This is a genomic window from Microbacterium ureisolvens (genome assembly GCF_015278315.1).
GTDB classification, from domain to species: Bacteria; Actinomycetota; Actinomycetes; order Actinomycetales; family Microbacteriaceae; genus Microbacterium; species Microbacterium ureisolvens.
Map to the genome: position 1 here is coordinate 33,437 of NZ_JADIJE010000018.1, position 14,700 is coordinate 48,136.

Consider the following 14,700-nt stretch of genomic DNA (forward strand, 5'->3'; position numbering starts at 1 on the left):
CTCCACCCGACGCGCTCACGCCGCGGCGGATGGGCGCCACTTACGCCATCGGCCGCCTCCTGATCACGCCCCTCGCCCGCCTGATCTACCGGCCGCACATCGAGGGAAAGTCCCACGTGCCCCGCACCGGGCCCGTCATCTTCGCGAGCAACCACCTGTCGTTCATCGACTCCATCGCGATCCCCGTCGCCGCTCCCCGGCCGGTGCACTTCCTCGCCAAGGCCAGTTATTTCGAGGAGCCGGCCTCGCGCTGGTTCTTCACCGCCATCGGCGCGATCCCCGTGCACCGTGGGGCCGGACAGGCGGCGCTCGACGCCCTCGACCAGCAGCGCGAGCTGCTCGAGGCGGGCAGCGCTGTCGCGCTGTACCCGGAGGGCACGCGCTCGCTCGACGGCCGCCTCTACAAGGGCCGCACCGGAGTGGCCTTCCTCGCGCTGCAGACGGGGGCGCCGGTGGTTCCGGTCGGCCTCATCGGCACCGACAAGGTCATGCCCGTGGGCGCGAAGGCGCCGTCGCTCAAGCACCGCATCACGGTGAGGTTCGGCGAGCCGCTCGACCTCGCCCACCACGGCCCGGCGTCTTCGGGCAAGGCGCGCCGCCTGGCGACCGACGAGATCATGTCGGCCATCCACGCCCTCTCGGGCCAGGAGCTCGCGAACGCCTACAACGAGGTGCCCGCGCAGAACCCCATCGACCGCATCAAGCAGGTCCTCCCGCACGAGCGCCGCTGATCTCGCGGTTTTCGCGAGACTGCGTGCAGCGGATCCGAACGCGGCCCCGTCCCCTTCTGCGATATCGCGGAGGGATGTCGGGCGTCAGACGCTCAGGCGCCTGCGACCATGATCGTCGGCTCGTGGCGGACCGGGAAGTTCACCGAGTTCGCGATGAAGCACCACTCGTGAGCCTGCGCGTGCGCGGCGGTCGCGGCATCCGTCATCGACGCGTCGGCGACCGTCACCCGCGGCCGGAGGACGACATCGCGGAAGGCGCCGCCGCCTCGCCCGTCCTCGACCATGAGCCCGGATGCCTCGTCTTCGTAGCCGACGACCACGACACCCGCCTGCACGCACGCGTGGAGGTAGGACAGCAGGTGGCATTCGCTCAGCGCGGCGAGCAGCATGTCTTCGGGATTCCACCGCGACGGGTCGCCGCGGAACGGCTTGTCGGACGAAGCCAGCAGCGCCGGCTTGCCGTCGATCTCGATGGTCGCGGCGCGGTCATAGTCCCGGTAGCCGGAGGTGCCGGTGCCTCGGTCGCCTGTCCACGTTGTCCGGACGGAGTATCGATGCTCGCCCCACATGAAGCACAGTCTGTCATGCGAGGCGGCGGCGTCCGCGGCGGTAGGCTGTCGGGGTGCCGCAGACCTTCGCCGCAGCCGACGCCGTCGAGCTCGCCGTCGTCGAACGAAGCGGTTTCGTCGAGTCACGGCACGCCGGAATCGCCATCGTCCTGGCCGCCGACGGCACGATCGCCGAGAAGTTCGGCGATCCCTCGGCGCTGATCCTCCCCCGCTCGAGCCTCAAGCCTCTGCAGGCCCTCGCGTGCCTGTCGGCGGGTGCCCCGCTCGAGGGCGAGCGTCTGGGGCTGGCCACCGCCAGCCACTCGGGGACGGACCGCCACGTCGCAGTCGTCCGCGAGATCCTGGCGCTCGCAGAGCTGGGCGAGGACGACCTCGGATGCCCCGCAGCGTGGCCGAGCGACACCGCGACGCGCGACGAGCTGGTGCGGGAGCTGGGTCAGCCTGCGCGCGTCCGCATGAACTGCTCGGGCAAGCACGCGACGATGCTCCTCACCAGCGTCGTCAACGGCTGGGATCCCACGGACTACCTCTCGCCGGAGCACCCGGTTCAGCTCCTCATCCGCGAGACCATCGAGCGCCTCATCGGCGAGAAGGTCGCCGCCACCGCGGTCGACGGCTGCGGCGCACCCGTCTACGCGATGACCCTGTTCGGCCTCGCCCGGGCGATCCATCGCATCGGCAACTCCTCTACCACGTCGCCGTTCGCGCTCCACCGCAGCGCCGGCACTCTGGTCGAGGCCGTGCGCGCGGCGCCGTGGACGATCGACGGTCCCGGGCGCGCCGACACCATCGCGATCGAGCGCCTCGGCGTCTTCGCCAAGGGCGGCGCCGAGGGCGTGATGGTGATGGTCGCGCCCGACGGCACGACGGTTGCGCTCAAGATGCTCGACGGCAGCGGGCGTGCGGCCACCGCCGTCGCCCTCCGACTGCTCGAGCGCCACGCGGCGCTCGCGTCGGCGGACGTGGCCGACACCTTCTCGAAGCTTCCACTCGCCGTCAGTGGCGGCGGGCAGGATGTCGGGGCCATCCGCCCCGCTTTCTAGAGGCGCTCCCACGAGGAGCCCGAGCGCTCCAACGGCGGAGCGGAAAGGATCACGCGATGAGGATCAGCGTCCCCACCGAGGTCAAGAACAACGAGTATCGGGTCGCCCTCACCCCTGCGGGTGTGCATGATCTCGTGGCCGTGGGCCATGAGGTGTTCGTGCAGCGCGGCGCGGGCGAGGGATCGTCGATGCCGGATGCCGAGTACGAGGCCGCGGGCGCGGTGCTCCTCGACGACGCGGCCGAGGTCTGGGACCGTGCCGAGCTGCTGCTCAAGGTCAAGGAGCCGATCGCGAGCGAGTACAGCCACTTCCGCGACGACCTCGTGCTGTTCACCTACCTCCACCTCGCGGCCGACCGCCCGCTCACGGAGCGCCTTGTCGCGGACGGCGTGACCGCGATCGCCTACGAGACCGTGCAGCTTGCCGGCGGCGGGCTGCCGCTGCTGGCGCCGATGAGCGAGGTGGCCGGCCGGCTCGCGCCGATCGTCGGCGCCGCCACGCTCATGCGGTCGGCGGGCGGCCTCGGGCTGCTCATGTCGGGCGTGCCGGGTACCCGGCCGGCGACCGTGACCGTCATCGGCGGCGGGGTCGCCGGGGCCAACGCCGCGGTGATCGCGGTGGGCATGGGCGCCGACGTGACCGTCTTCGACACGAATGTCCAGCGCCTGCGCTACCTCGACGACCACTTCCAGGGGCGGGTGAAGACAGCGGCCTCCAATCCCCTCGACCTCGACCGCGCCGTGGCCGCGTCGGACCTCGTGATCGGGTCCGTCCTGATCCCGGGCGCCAAGGCGCCCAAGCTCGTCACCAACGACATGGTCTCGCGCATGCGTCCCGGGTCGGTGCTCGTCGACATCGCGGTCGATCAGGGCGGCTGCTTCGAGGACACCCACCCGACCACCCACGCCGACCCCACCTTCCCGGTGCACGGCAGCATCTTCTACTGCGTCGCGAACATGCCCGGCGCGGTGCCGAACACGTCGACCTCGGCGCTCACGAACGCCACGCTCCCCTACATCCGCCAGATCGCGCGTCGGGGCTGGAAGGAGGCGCTGCGGGCGGATGCCGCGCTCGCCGGCGGACTCAACACGGTCGGCGGCGCCGTCGTCAACGCGGGGGTGGCCTCAGCGCACGAGTTGGAGCTCACCCCGCTGGAGGCCGCGCTGGCCTGAGCAGGCCTGTCGTTCCGCGCCTACAGGCGCTGTTTGGGGCGGGGAACGCGCCCCGTGTCGGCGGGGCGGAGGAGACTCGGTCCATGGCCGAGCCGCGCGAATGGACCGTTGAGGACCATCTGAGAGATGCCGACCCGGGCGCGGTGCGGCTGTGGCACCGCATCGACGAGCTCATCCTCTCGTTCGGGCCGGTGACCCGCTCGGTCGCGAAGACGACGATCACGTTCAAGGGCCCGCGCCGGGGATTCGCCGGCGCGCGGCCGTGGCGCACCGGCGTGCGGGGCTACTTCGACCTGATGCGCGAGCTGCCGCCCGATCCGAGGATCCTCAGCGCCTCCCCGTACGGCCGCAAGCTGTTCGTCCATCAATTCCGTCTGGCAGACGAGAGCGAGTTCGACGACGCCGTTGCGGGCTGGCTGCGCGAGGCCTACGACGTCGGCTGCGGAGCGCACCTCGGGCCGTGACGCCGACCGCGTGGGCGCCTTCGCCGTCTGAGGTGACCGCGACAGCCCCGGGCCCGTCCGGCCCGGGGCTGTCGCGGTCGTGCGGGACCGTCCGCCTCAGGCGAGTCCGCCGTCGATCGATCGGGCGAAGTCGGCCGCGTCCTCGGGGACGAGGACCGGCGTGTCGCGGTTGAGGCTCTCGCCACGGAAGAACGCCTTGGCGCGCGGGAAGAGGAACCACAGGAGCATGAGAAGCACGCCGAACGCCAGCGATCCGATGCCGAGCACGAAGGTGCCGCCGATGCCCAGCAGCACCGTGTACCCGTAGTCGACGTCGTACATGTCGATCGCCGACTGCACGAACGCGTAGGTGAGCATCAGCGCGCCCAGAAGCGGGAACAGGAACCGGTAGAAGAAGTTCCGCGCGCTGTCGAACAGCTCGCGCCGGAAGTACCACACGCATGCGTAGCCGGTGATCGCGTAGTAGAAGGCGATCGCGAGTCCGAGCGACAGGATCGAGTCCTGCAGGATGTTGTCGCTGATGAGCGTCATCCCTATGTAATAGACGATCGCGACGATACCCATGACGAGGGTGGAGAACGACGGCGTCTTGTACCGCGGATGCACCCGCGCGAACCGGCGCGGCAGTGCCTTGTAGGCGGCCATCGAAAGCGTGCCGCGCGCGGTCGGCAGGATCGTGGTCTGCGTCGATGAGATCGCCGAGATCATGACCGCGACGACGAGCACCCATCCGACCGGGCCGAGGAGGCCGTCCTTGATCGCGAGGAAGAAGTCGTCGGCGTTCGCCTCGTTGCCGAGGCCTGTTCCCGTGTCGCCGAGGCCGGCGTACATCATGGCCGCCACGGTCACCCCCACATAGGTGAACAGCAGGATGACGGTGGTGAGCAGAGCGGCGCGACCGGGGATGCGCTTGGGGTCCTTCGTCTCCTCGTTGAGGGCGAGGCAGGTGTCCCACCCCCAGTAGATGAACAGCGCGAGCAGGACCGCCTCGACGAATCCGCCCCACTCGGTGAAGGCGAAGGGATTGAACCAGGACCAGTCGAACGGCGTCGGGTCGGGGGCGCTTCCGGCGAAGAACTGCCACAGCGCTGCGACGACGAAGATCGCGAGAGCGATGTACTGGATCGCCAGCAGCACGTTCTGGATGCACTCGCCGATCTCGACCCCGCGCCAGCTGACCCAGGTCATCGCCGCGATGAAGACGACGCCGGTCGCGGTGACGAGCGGCACGTTGTCGGCGAGGAGCGCCTCCTCGGGCGAGCCGACGATGCCGTCGACGAGTGCCCAGAAGTAGATGCCGGCGATCTGCGCGAGGTTGGCGAGCACGACCATGCCGGCGACAGCGACGCCCCAGCCGCCCATCCAGCCCACCCACGGGCCGAACGCCTTCGTCCCCCACGTGAAGGTGGTGCCGCAGTCGGGCACGTCGTTGTTGAGCTCGCGATAGGCGAACGCGATGAAAAGCATCGGGATGAAGGCGATGACGAAGGCGATGGGAGCCTGCGCGCCGACCGCAAGGACGACGAAGCCGAGCGTTGCGACGAGGGAGTAGACCGGCGCGGTGGAGGCGAGGCCGATGACGGTCGAGCCCCATAGCCCGAGCGTCCCTGCTGCCAGCCCCTTGCCGTCCGGCCTTTGGAGGTCGATCGGGGAAGTAGCCACAGAGCGACGTTAAGTGCCGCGGCGAGGACCGGTCAACGCGCCGGCCCGACGATTCGGCCGGACATCGGGTCGGGGAGGACAATGCGGACGGGGTCGGCGCCCGCCGAGACGAGCCATCCTCGGGCGAGGCCCGGCTCGCAGTAGGGCGGGACGCCGCGGAATCCCGCCAGCACGCGCAGCTCCGATGCGCAGCTCGTGTCCACGACGAGATCGTGGTCGCCACGGAGGTCGGCGAGCAGGCGCCAGTGCCGCTGCCAGTCGTCGGGCTCACCAGTGACGATCACCGGTCCGCCTGCGTCGGACGTGGGGTCGGCGACGTAGTCATCGACCGCGATCACTCTCGCCCCATCTCGCTCCCACTCCGCGAGCGCTCGGCGCGCCCCTGGTGAGCGTCGCGCGATGAACCCGGTAACCCGCCGACGCGGCGCCCATGGCTGCTCCCGTAGCGGCGGGCCGACCGCAGCGGTGCGTTGCCCGTCCGCCACAGCCGGCGCGAGCGCCACCTGGATGGACCGGCCGTCGAGCCGCCCGCGGCCGGGTGGCGCGGAGGCATCGAACCCCGCGGCGTCTCCGCTCGCCGCCGTATGGTCCACGCGGGTCGGATACGGCAGGACGAGCCGACGCGCGAAGAGCTCCGCGACGCGCGACACCGGGCCGGTCATCCGGTGCGCTCCTGCCACCACGAGGACACCGGCCCCGCCCGCCCGGCGCACGACCCCCTCGACGCGCTCCAGGACGACGTGCGCGTACTCGGGCGGCAGACGCAGGGCCACCGCATCGAGGTCGTCGAGGAGCACCGCGGTCCCCGGTTCCGGCAGCGACTCGTGCAGAGCGGCCACCGCGTCCCACAGCCGCTCGGGATCGGCCGGCACGCGGATCGCGGCGCCGCGCGCCTGCACCTCCACGACGTCGAGCACGTTTGAGACGCCCGACCCCGGCCCGCCGAGCACGAGGAGCGCGCGGTCCCGCCGCCCGACGACGGTCACCGGCTGGCGCTGATGCTCGGGCTCATCGGCGATCCCCAGCACGAACCCGTCGATCGGCGATGAGGCGCCGCCGGACTCTGCGCGCGCCCGCAGCTCGTCGATCGTCACGCGCGACGGGAGCTCGGGCAGCCATGGGCGGATCGGCGCATGGTGTCCGGAGCGCAGCGCGGCCGCGGCCACATCGTCCGCATTCGACAGCGCGACCCGCACGCGCTGGGGCACGGAGTCGCCCGCCCGCCGCACCAGTGCGACGCCTCGGCCGACCGCTCCGCCGGGAAGGCGCGCGGCATCGTCCGCGCCGAGCAATGCACGGCTGTCGGCGGGGTCGGTGACGCGCAGGCTCACCCGCAGAGGGCAGTTCGCGAGCAGATTGTCGCGAATCACGCCTGCGGCCCGCTGCGTGCCGAGGATGAGGTGGATTCCGAGCGCGCGTCCGCGCGCGGCCACGTCTGCGAACAGCGCGTGGAGCTCGGGATGATCGGCCAGGAGAGCGGCGAACTCATCGACGACCACCACCAACCGCGGCAGCCGGACGCGCGGATCGAGGATGTCGCGGGCGCCCGCCGCCGCGATCCCGGCCTCGCGCCGTCGCAGCTCAGCGCGCAGGCTGTCGATCGCCCGTCGTGCGCCGGAGCCGTCGAGGTCGGTGATCACGCCCGTGACGTGCGGAACACCGGCGAGACCGTCGAACGCGGTACCGCCCTTGAAGTCTGCGAGCAGGAACGTCACCTCGTCGGTCGACCGCGTGCCGCACAGGGCGAGGACCCACGTGATGAGCAGCTCGCTCTTGCCGGAACCTGTGACGCCGGCCACGACGGCGTGCGGTCCGTCCGCGACGAGGTCGACCAGCGCGGGCTCGCCTTCGGCCACGCCGATCGCCGCGGGCAATCCCGCCGACTCCACCGGGACCGCCGCGAGCAGCGGCGACAAGGCGACCGGCTCCCCGTCGTCCCGCGCGAAGCCGAGGCTGCGCTCGGCGCGGGCCGCGAGATCGCCGGCGATCTCCTCGGCCTGCTGCCGGGAGATCGCCTCCACGCTGACCCGGACCGACTCACCGGCGTGCTCCACGCGTGCGACATCCGGTGACGCGACGGTCAGCACCGCCTCGCAGCGGGGCGGCAAGGGCTCGCCGGGTCGGCACCGGGCGATGACGACGTCGGCCTCCGAGGGGACGAGCTGGCCCGGCTCGAGGACTGCCAGCGCCGTCCCGGCGCGCGCGGCCCGATGAGGCAGCGCCTCCGTCCATTCGAGACCGCGGCCGAGCGCCCCGACGAGCCTGAGTTCGCCCGGAGGGAAGGCCAGACACAGCTGGAGCACGAGCGCGCGCTGCACGCCGGCGGCGAGCGTGTCGCCGCCGACGACGGCGACCCCCGCGGTCAACGGAACCGTCACCGGTGCACCCGAGACGCGAGCAGCCCGGCGGCGGAGGTCTACGGCATCCGGGTCTCCCTCCCCTCCCGTGACGCGCACCGCGCTCGGCCGCTCGCCCTCGCCGACCGCGATCGACTCCGGCCGGCCGCCACGCCAGATGTCGTCGTCCTTCGTGATCATCCGCAGCACGTCGGGATGGCGGGCCCGCATCAGACTCTGCTCGGCGCGGTGGCGAACGGCGACCGCCGCGGCGACGCGCTCCCTCGCACGAGCGGCGTCGGCGGCCGCCCGCCTGCCGTCGCGCTTCGCGGACCGCCTGGCATCGAGCATCGTCGCGGCGGCGATGAGCGGCCCGAGCAGCGCGAACCACAGAGCGAACACCGAGCCGGTGACGAGCCACAGCCCGACCGCACCGATGACCGGCACGACGGCGGCGACCAGCGGGAACGGCGGCCGTGGGGGCGGCACCCAGGCCGCCGGAAGCGTCAAGGGTTCGTCGTCGATCGCCGAGGTGGCGTCGAACGCCCCGACGGGTCCAAGCCGTGCGACGGGATCCGGCCGAGCGGCGGGGCGGGCTGTCGAGGCAGCGGTCGAGCGCATGCGCCCAGTCCACCGGTTCGGACGCGATCCAGATGAGCCCCGGCGACGATCCGTGGAGACCTCGCGTCACTCCCCCACCTGTGGAGGAGGCTCGTGACTCACGGCTCAGGCAGAGCTTCGTGCCGGCTCCGAGCCCGGATCAGTCCTCGTCGGTGACCGGCTCGTCGGCGGGCCGCTCAGCCGGATGCCCCACGTCGAGCACGATGATCGTGATGTTGTCGCGCCCGCCGTTCTCCAGCGCCGCCTCCAGCATCGCCGATGCCGCGTCGGCGGGGTCGGCATTCTCGTCGAGGAAATGCCGGATGCCGTAGTCGGTGAGCTCCTTGGTGAGTCCGTCGGAGCAGATAACGAACCGGTCGCCCTGCGCCACGTCGAGGCGGACGTAGTCGGGCTTGACGCCCTCGCTGGGTCCGACGGCGCGGGTGATGACGTTGCCGTAGGGGTGGTTCTCGGCCTCCTCGGGGCTCAGCCTGCCGGCGGCGACCAGTTCCTGCACGACCGAGTGGTCCGTCGTGACCTGGGCGATGGCGCCTTCGCGCACCAGATAGACACGCGAGTCGCCGATGTTCAAGGTGACCCAGTGTGCGGCATCCCCCGACGTGTCGAGGAAGACGCCGGTCACCGTCGTGCCTGTGCCGTCGTCGGTGGCCTCGGGGTGCGAGGCGATGTCTTTCACCGCACGCGCCAGGGCCTTCTCGATCGTCTTGGGATTCACATGGCCGCTGTCGGCGACCGCCCGCAGTCGCTCGATGGTGCTCGCGCTCGCGATCTCGCCGCCGACGTGACCACCCATGCCGTCAGCGACGACGAACAGCGGGTACGCGGCGAAGACCGCGTCCTGGTTCACCTCGCGACGGCGTCCGGTGTCGGTGACGGCGGCCCAGGAGAGCTCGAGCACACCGCCAGGGACCGGAACATCGATCGACTGGGTGGATACGTCGGGCACGCCCTGTCCTCCCCGTCGGATTACGCCGGAGCCGTTCGCCCCCGCGTCCTCACATACTAGTGGGTTACTCGACGGCATCCTCGGACTCGGCGAGCGCTTCGACCACGATCTGCGCCGTCGTCGGCGGGGGCGCGAGCGGCACGGCCGGCACCGGCACCGCGTCATCGTCGCCCGCGGCGCCCTCGAACTGCGCGTTGTAGAGACGCCAGTACGCGCCCTTGGCGGCGAGGAGCTCGTCGTGCGAGCCCTGCTCGACGATGGCGCCGTCCTCCATCACGAGGATGAGGTCGGCGTCGCGGATGGTCGAGAGGCGGTGCGCGATGACGAACGCCGTGCGGTCCTCCCGCAGCCGCGACATCGCCCGCTGGATGAGCAGCTCGGTGCGCGTGTCGACCGACGACGTCGCCTCGTCGAGGATCAGGATGCGCGGGTCGGCGAGGAACGCCCGCGCGATGGTCACGAGCTGCCGCTCCCCCACGCTGAGGTTGCTCGCCTCGTCATCGAGCATCGTGTCGTACCCGTCGGGCAGAGCGTGCACGAACCGGTCGACGTACGCGGCCGTGGCCGCCGCAACCATCTCCTCCTCCGAGGCCCCGGGGCGCCCGTGGGCGATGTTCTCCCGGATCGTGCCGGCGAACAGCCACGTGTCCTGCAGCACCATGCCCGTCCGCGCCCGCAGATCGTCGCGTGTCATGCGGCGGGTGTCGACGCCGTCGAGAGTGATCCGGCCCGCGTCGGCGTCGTAGAAGCGCATGATGAGGTTCACCAGTGTCGTCTTGCCCGCGCCGGTCGGACCGACGATCGCCACCGTGCTTCCCGGCCGCGCGGCGAGCGTCAGCCCGTCGATCAGCGGCTTGTCGGCGACGTAGCGGAACGAGACGTCGTCGAACTCGAGGCTGCTCGCCGAGTCCGGCGCGGTCTCGGCAGGGTCGTCATCGGGCGTCTGCTCCTCCTCGTCGAGCAGCTCGAACACGCGCTCGGCGCTGGCCACGCCCGACTGCAGGAGGTTCGCCATCGATCCCAACTGGCTGAGCGGCTGCGTGAACTGGCGCGAATACTGGATGAACGCCTGCACGTCGCCGATCGACATGAGTCCCGCGGCGACCTGGAGCCCGCCGACGACCGCGATCGCGACGTAGACCAGGTTTCCGACGAACATCATGGCGGGCATGATCACGCCCGACAGGAACTGCGCACCGAAGCTCGCGCGGTAGAGCTCGTCGTTCTCCGTCCGGAAGTCCGCCTCGACCTCCCGCTGATGACCGAACACCTTCACGACGGAGTGACCCGAGAAGGTCTCCTCGACGCGGGCGTTGAGGACGCCCGTCGTCTTCCACTGCTGCACGAACAGCTTCTGCGAGCGCCGGGCCACGAGCACCGTGATGACGATCGTGAGCGGGATGGTCACGAGGGCGATGACGGCGAGCAGCGGCGAGATGAGGAACATCATCGTCAGCACACCGATGACCGTCAGCAGCGAGATGACCACCTGCGACAGCGTCTGCTGCATCGTCTGCCCGATGTTGTCGACGTCGTTCGTGACGCGGCTGAGCAGTTCGCCGCGCTGCACGCGGTCGAAGTACGACAGCGGCAGGCGGTGCACCTTGTCTTCCACCCGGAGGCGCAGACGGTGCATCGCCCGCTGGACCACGCCGTTGAGGATGCGCGCCTGCAGCCAGCCGAAGATGCTCGCGAACACGTACACCGCGAGCACGAGGGCGACCACCCGCGCGAGCTGCTCGAAGTCGATGCCGGCCCCTGGCACGAAGTCCATGGCCGCGATCATGTTCGCCTGGTCCTGATTGCCCGACGCGACGAGCTGGTCGACCACCTGCTGCTTGGTGGCCCCGGCCGGCATCTGCAGGGAGATGAAGCCGGCGAAGACGAGGTTCGTGCCTTCGCCCAGCAGCTTCGGGCCGATCACCGAGAGGGTGACCGACAGGACGCTGAACACGAGCACGACGGAGAGCAGCGGCATGTCGGTGCGCAGCGTCGCCAGCAGGCGCCGGGCGCTCGGACCGAAGTTCTGCGCCTTCTCGCCGCCGGACGCCTGTCCCATAGGGCCGCGCTGCATCGGCATCCGCTGCGGGCCGCGCGCCGGCGCGCTCATGCCGCCGCCTCCGCCGCGAGCTGCGATTCGACGATCTCGCGATAGGTCTCGCAGGTCTGGACCAGGTCGTCGTGTCTGCCGATCCCCACGATGCGTCCGTGATCGAGAACGACGATCTGGTCCGCCTGCTGGATGGTCGACACCCGCTGCGCGACGACGAGCCGGGTCGCGTCGGGCAGGTGCGTGTCCAGCGCGCGGCGGAGCGCGGCATCCGTCCGCAGATCCAGCGCCGAGAACGAGTCGTCGAAGATGTAGGCCTCGGGGCGTTTCACGAGGGCGCGCGCGATCGCCATCCGCTGCCGCTGGCCGCCCGAGAGGTTGGTGCCGCCCTGCGCGATCGGGGCCTCGAGCCCCTCCGGCATCGCGCGGACGAAGTCTGCCACCTGCGCGAGTTCGAGCGCCTGCCACAGTTGCTCGTCGGTCGCGTCGTGGTCGCCGTAGCGCAGGTTCGACGCGATCGTGCCCGAGAACAGGAAGGCGCGCTGCGGCACGAGCCCCACCCGTGTCCAGAGCTCGTCGGGATCGTACTCGCGCACATCGACCCCGTCGACGCGCACGCTGCCGGCCGTCACGTCGAACAGCCGCGGCACAAGGCTCACGAGGGTGGTCTTGCCCGCTCCCGTCGAGCCGATGACCGCGGTCGTTGTGCCCGGCTCGATCGTGAACGTCAGGTCGTGGAGCACCGCCTCCTCGGCGCCGGGGTACGCGAAGTCCACGTGATCGAATTCGATCCGCCCGGCGGGGGCGGGAGCGGATGCCGCGGCCCGCGGCGCCGATACCGACGGCGTGGTCTCGAGCACCTCGCCGATGCGGTTCGCGCAGACAGCGGCACGCGGGATCATCACGAACATGAACGTCGCCATCATCACGCCCATCAGGATCTGCATGAGGTAGGTGAGGAAGGCGAACAGCGTGCCGATCTGCACGCCGTTCTCCTGCACCTGGAACGCGCCGAACCAGATGACGGCGACGCTCGAGACGTTCATGACCAGCATGACCGCCGGGAACATCAGGGCCATCAGGTTGCCGGCGCGCAGCGCGGTGTCCTTCACGTCGTCGCTCGCGGTCTCGAACCGTGCCCGCTCGTGGCGCTCGCGCACGAACGCGCGCACGACCCGGATGCCGCTCAGCTGCTCGCGCATGATCTGGTTCACGCGGTCGATCCGAACCTGCATCTGCGTGAACGCCGGCACCATGCGCCACACGATCAGGCCGACGATGACGAGAAGCACCGGGATCGCCACCGCCATCAGCCACGACAGCCCGGCGTCCTGGCGCACCGCGAAGATGACGCCCCCGATGGCGAGGATCGGCGCCGAGACCATCAGCGTCGCGGACACCTGCACCAGCATCTGCACCTGCTGCACGTCGTTGGTGTTGCGGGTGATGAGCGACGGCGCGCCGAACTGGCCGACCTCGCGCTGCGAGAAGGCCACGACGCGGTGGAACAGATCGCCCCGCAGGTCCCGGCCCATTCCCATCGCCAGGCGCGACCCGAAGTACACCGCGACGATCGCGCACACCACCTGCACCAGGCTCACGATCAGCATGACGCCGCCGGTGGACCAGATGTAGGGGATGTCACCGGTCACGACGCCGTTGTCGATGATGTCGGCGTTCAGCGTCGGCAGCCACAGCGAGGCGATGGACTGCGCGAACTGGAACACGACGACGGCCACGATGAGCGGCCACGCGGGGCGGAGATAGCGCACCAGGAGCTTGCCGAGCACGGCGGTCCTTTCCGGGGCGCGGCGTCCTCCGCTCTCGCGGACCGCGCACGGAAAGCGACGCTACGCCTGCCCGGGTCCGCCCGACAGCCCGTCTCCTACGCCTTCGGCGAACTGTGGTCGGACGATGCCCGAGAAGCGTCAGGCGGCGGGCTGCGCGGGCCCGAAGAACTCGTCGATCGTGGTGAGATCCGCAGGCTCCGGCGTCCACGCCGTCGCGGCCGCCGCGTTGGCCTGCACCTGCTCGGGCGACGTCGCGCCGGCGATCACGCTCGACAGCGCCGGCTGTGCCAGGAGCCAGCCGAAGGTCGCCTCCAGCATCGTGATGCCGCGCTCGTCGCAGAACGCCTGGTACGCCTCGAGCGCGTCCCACGGGGCGTCGTCGTAGAGGTGGCGGCGCTGCCGGATGATGCGGGTGTCGGCGGGTGCGGCATCCCGCGTGAACTTGCCGGTCAGCAGGCCGTTGTACAGCGGGAAGTAGGGGAAGAAGCCGAGCCCGTAGCGCCGAACGGCAGGCAGCACGTCTCGCTCGACGCCACGCGAGAGCAGGCTGTACTCGTTCTGCGCCGAGACGAACGGCACGCCGTGGCGCATCAGCGCGGTGAAATGCCCCTCCGCGATCTGCCAGCCCGAGAAGTTCGAGTGCCCGATGTAGCGCACCTTGCCCTCGCGCACGAGGTCGCCCAGCGCGTCGAGCGTCTCTTCGAGAGGGGTGTCGTCGTCGGGTACGTGCAGCTGGTACAGGTCGATCCAGTCGGTCTGCAGACGGGTGAGGGATGCCTCGACAGCGCGTCGCACGTACGCCCTCGACCCCTTGGCACCCGACGGCGGATACCCCATGTCGCGGCCGGGGTGGCCGAACTTCGTCGCCAGTGTCACCTGGTCCCGGCGGCCCTTGAGCGCCTCCCCCATGAGCGTCTCGGATAGGCCCGGCTCGCCGCCGTACATGTCGGCCGTGTCGAGGAACGTCACGCCGGCGTCGATCGCCGCGTCGAGCACGGATCGCGTCCCGTCGATGGTCTCGGTGCGGGTGCCGGGCCGGCCGAAGTTGTTGCAGCCGAGGCCGACGGCGGACACGAGGAGGCCGGACGCGCCCACCCGGCGCAGCGGAACAGTCGAGGTCATGCGTCCACGTTAGCCGGGCTCGCGGACGCCGCGGCCGGCGAACGCGACAGCCCCTCGCCGCAGGGCGAGGGGCTGTCGATGCGAGCGTTACGGTCGCGGAGCGCCGGGGGCCGGCGGCTCGTCGGCTCGCGGCTCGTCGGCTCGCGGCTCGGACGCCGGAGGCTCGGAGGCGGGCGGGGCGGACGCGGGCGGGG

At 70.9% G+C, this 14,700-nt stretch carries 11 protein-coding genes; 4 read left to right on the forward strand and 7 right to left on the reverse strand.

Annotated elements, in window-relative coordinates; all coding sequences use genetic code 11:
• Window positions 1-29 precede the first annotated feature (29 nt).
• Entirely contained in the window at window positions 30-731 is a 702-nt protein-coding gene (locus IM767_RS19430; RefSeq protein WP_239453488.1) for a lysophospholipid acyltransferase family protein, read from the forward strand.
• 92 nt (window positions 732-823) lie between these two features.
• Here the strand turns inward: IM767_RS19430 and IM767_RS19435 are convergent, their stop codons facing one another.
• A complete protein-coding gene (locus IM767_RS19435; RefSeq protein ID WP_109212009.1) occupies window positions 824-1,300 on the reverse strand; it encodes an OsmC family protein in 477 nt (158 codons plus the stop codon).
• A 53-nt stretch (window positions 1,301-1,353) separates the two neighbouring features.
• Here IM767_RS19435 and IM767_RS19440 point away from each other — a divergent pair, with 53 nt between their 5' ends.
• The 3 genes from IM767_RS19440 (at window position 1,354) to IM767_RS19450 (ending at window position 3,979) form a co-directional block, all read left to right on the forward strand.
• Window positions 1,354-2,343: an asparaginase gene (locus IM767_RS19440; protein WP_109212008.1), complete on the forward strand. Its 990-nt coding sequence runs from the start codon at window positions 1,354-1,356 to the stop codon at window positions 2,341-2,343.
• A gap of 56 nt (window positions 2,344-2,399) precedes the next feature.
• Window positions 2,400-3,515, forward strand: a complete 1,116-nt coding sequence (gene ald / locus IM767_RS19445; protein ID WP_109212007.1) for an alanine dehydrogenase — start codon at window positions 2,400-2,402, stop codon at window positions 3,513-3,515.
• Between the two features lie 83 nt (window positions 3,516-3,598).
• Complete coding sequence (locus tag IM767_RS19450; RefSeq protein WP_109212006.1) at window positions 3,599-3,979, forward strand: DUF5655 domain-containing protein; 381 nt, start codon at window positions 3,599-3,601, stop codon at window positions 3,977-3,979.
• Window positions 3,980-4,075: 96 nt separating this feature from the next.
• On the opposite strand, the gene IM767_RS19455 is transcribed toward IM767_RS19450, so the two are convergent.
• The 6 genes from IM767_RS19455 to IM767_RS19480 all read right to left on the reverse strand — a co-directional run bounded on the left by IM767_RS19455 (window position 4,076) and on the right by IM767_RS19480 (window position 14,506).
• Window positions 4,076-5,641 carry an APC family permease gene (locus IM767_RS19455; RefSeq protein ID WP_109212005.1) on the reverse strand — a complete coding sequence of 522 codons (1,566 nt, stop codon included), beginning with the start codon at window positions 5,639-5,641 and terminating at the stop codon, window positions 4,076-4,078.
• Window positions 5,642-5,673: 32 nt separating this feature from the next.
• The gene (locus IM767_RS19460) at window positions 5,674-8,598 is read right to left on the reverse strand and encodes an FtsK/SpoIIIE domain-containing protein (RefSeq protein ID WP_109212004.1); all 2,925 of its coding nucleotides are present in this window, start codon (window positions 8,596-8,598) and stop codon (window positions 5,674-5,676) included.
• 139 nt (window positions 8,599-8,737) lie between these two features.
• Window positions 8,738-9,544, reverse strand: coding sequence for a PP2C family protein-serine/threonine phosphatase (locus tag IM767_RS19465; RefSeq protein WP_109212003.1), 807 nt, complete (start codon window positions 9,542-9,544; stop codon window positions 8,738-8,740).
• 64 nt (window positions 9,545-9,608) lie between these two features.
• The gene (locus IM767_RS19470; RefSeq protein WP_109212002.1) at window positions 9,609-11,654 is read right to left on the reverse strand and encodes an ABC transporter ATP-binding protein; all 2,046 of its coding nucleotides are present in this window, start codon (window positions 11,652-11,654) and stop codon (window positions 9,609-9,611) included.
• Window positions 11,651-13,384 (reverse strand): ABC transporter ATP-binding protein, encoded by a 1,734-nt coding sequence (locus IM767_RS19475; RefSeq protein WP_109212001.1) that lies wholly within the window; start codon window positions 13,382-13,384, stop codon window positions 11,651-11,653. Before IM767_RS19475 ends, IM767_RS19470 begins: the two co-directional genes overlap by 4 nt.
• Before the next feature lie 138 nt (window positions 13,385-13,522).
• The gene (locus tag IM767_RS19480) at window positions 13,523-14,506 is read right to left on the reverse strand and encodes an aldo/keto reductase (RefSeq protein ID WP_109212000.1); all 984 of its coding nucleotides are present in this window, start codon (window positions 14,504-14,506) and stop codon (window positions 13,523-13,525) included.
• Between the last annotated feature and the right edge of the window lie 194 nt (window positions 14,507-14,700).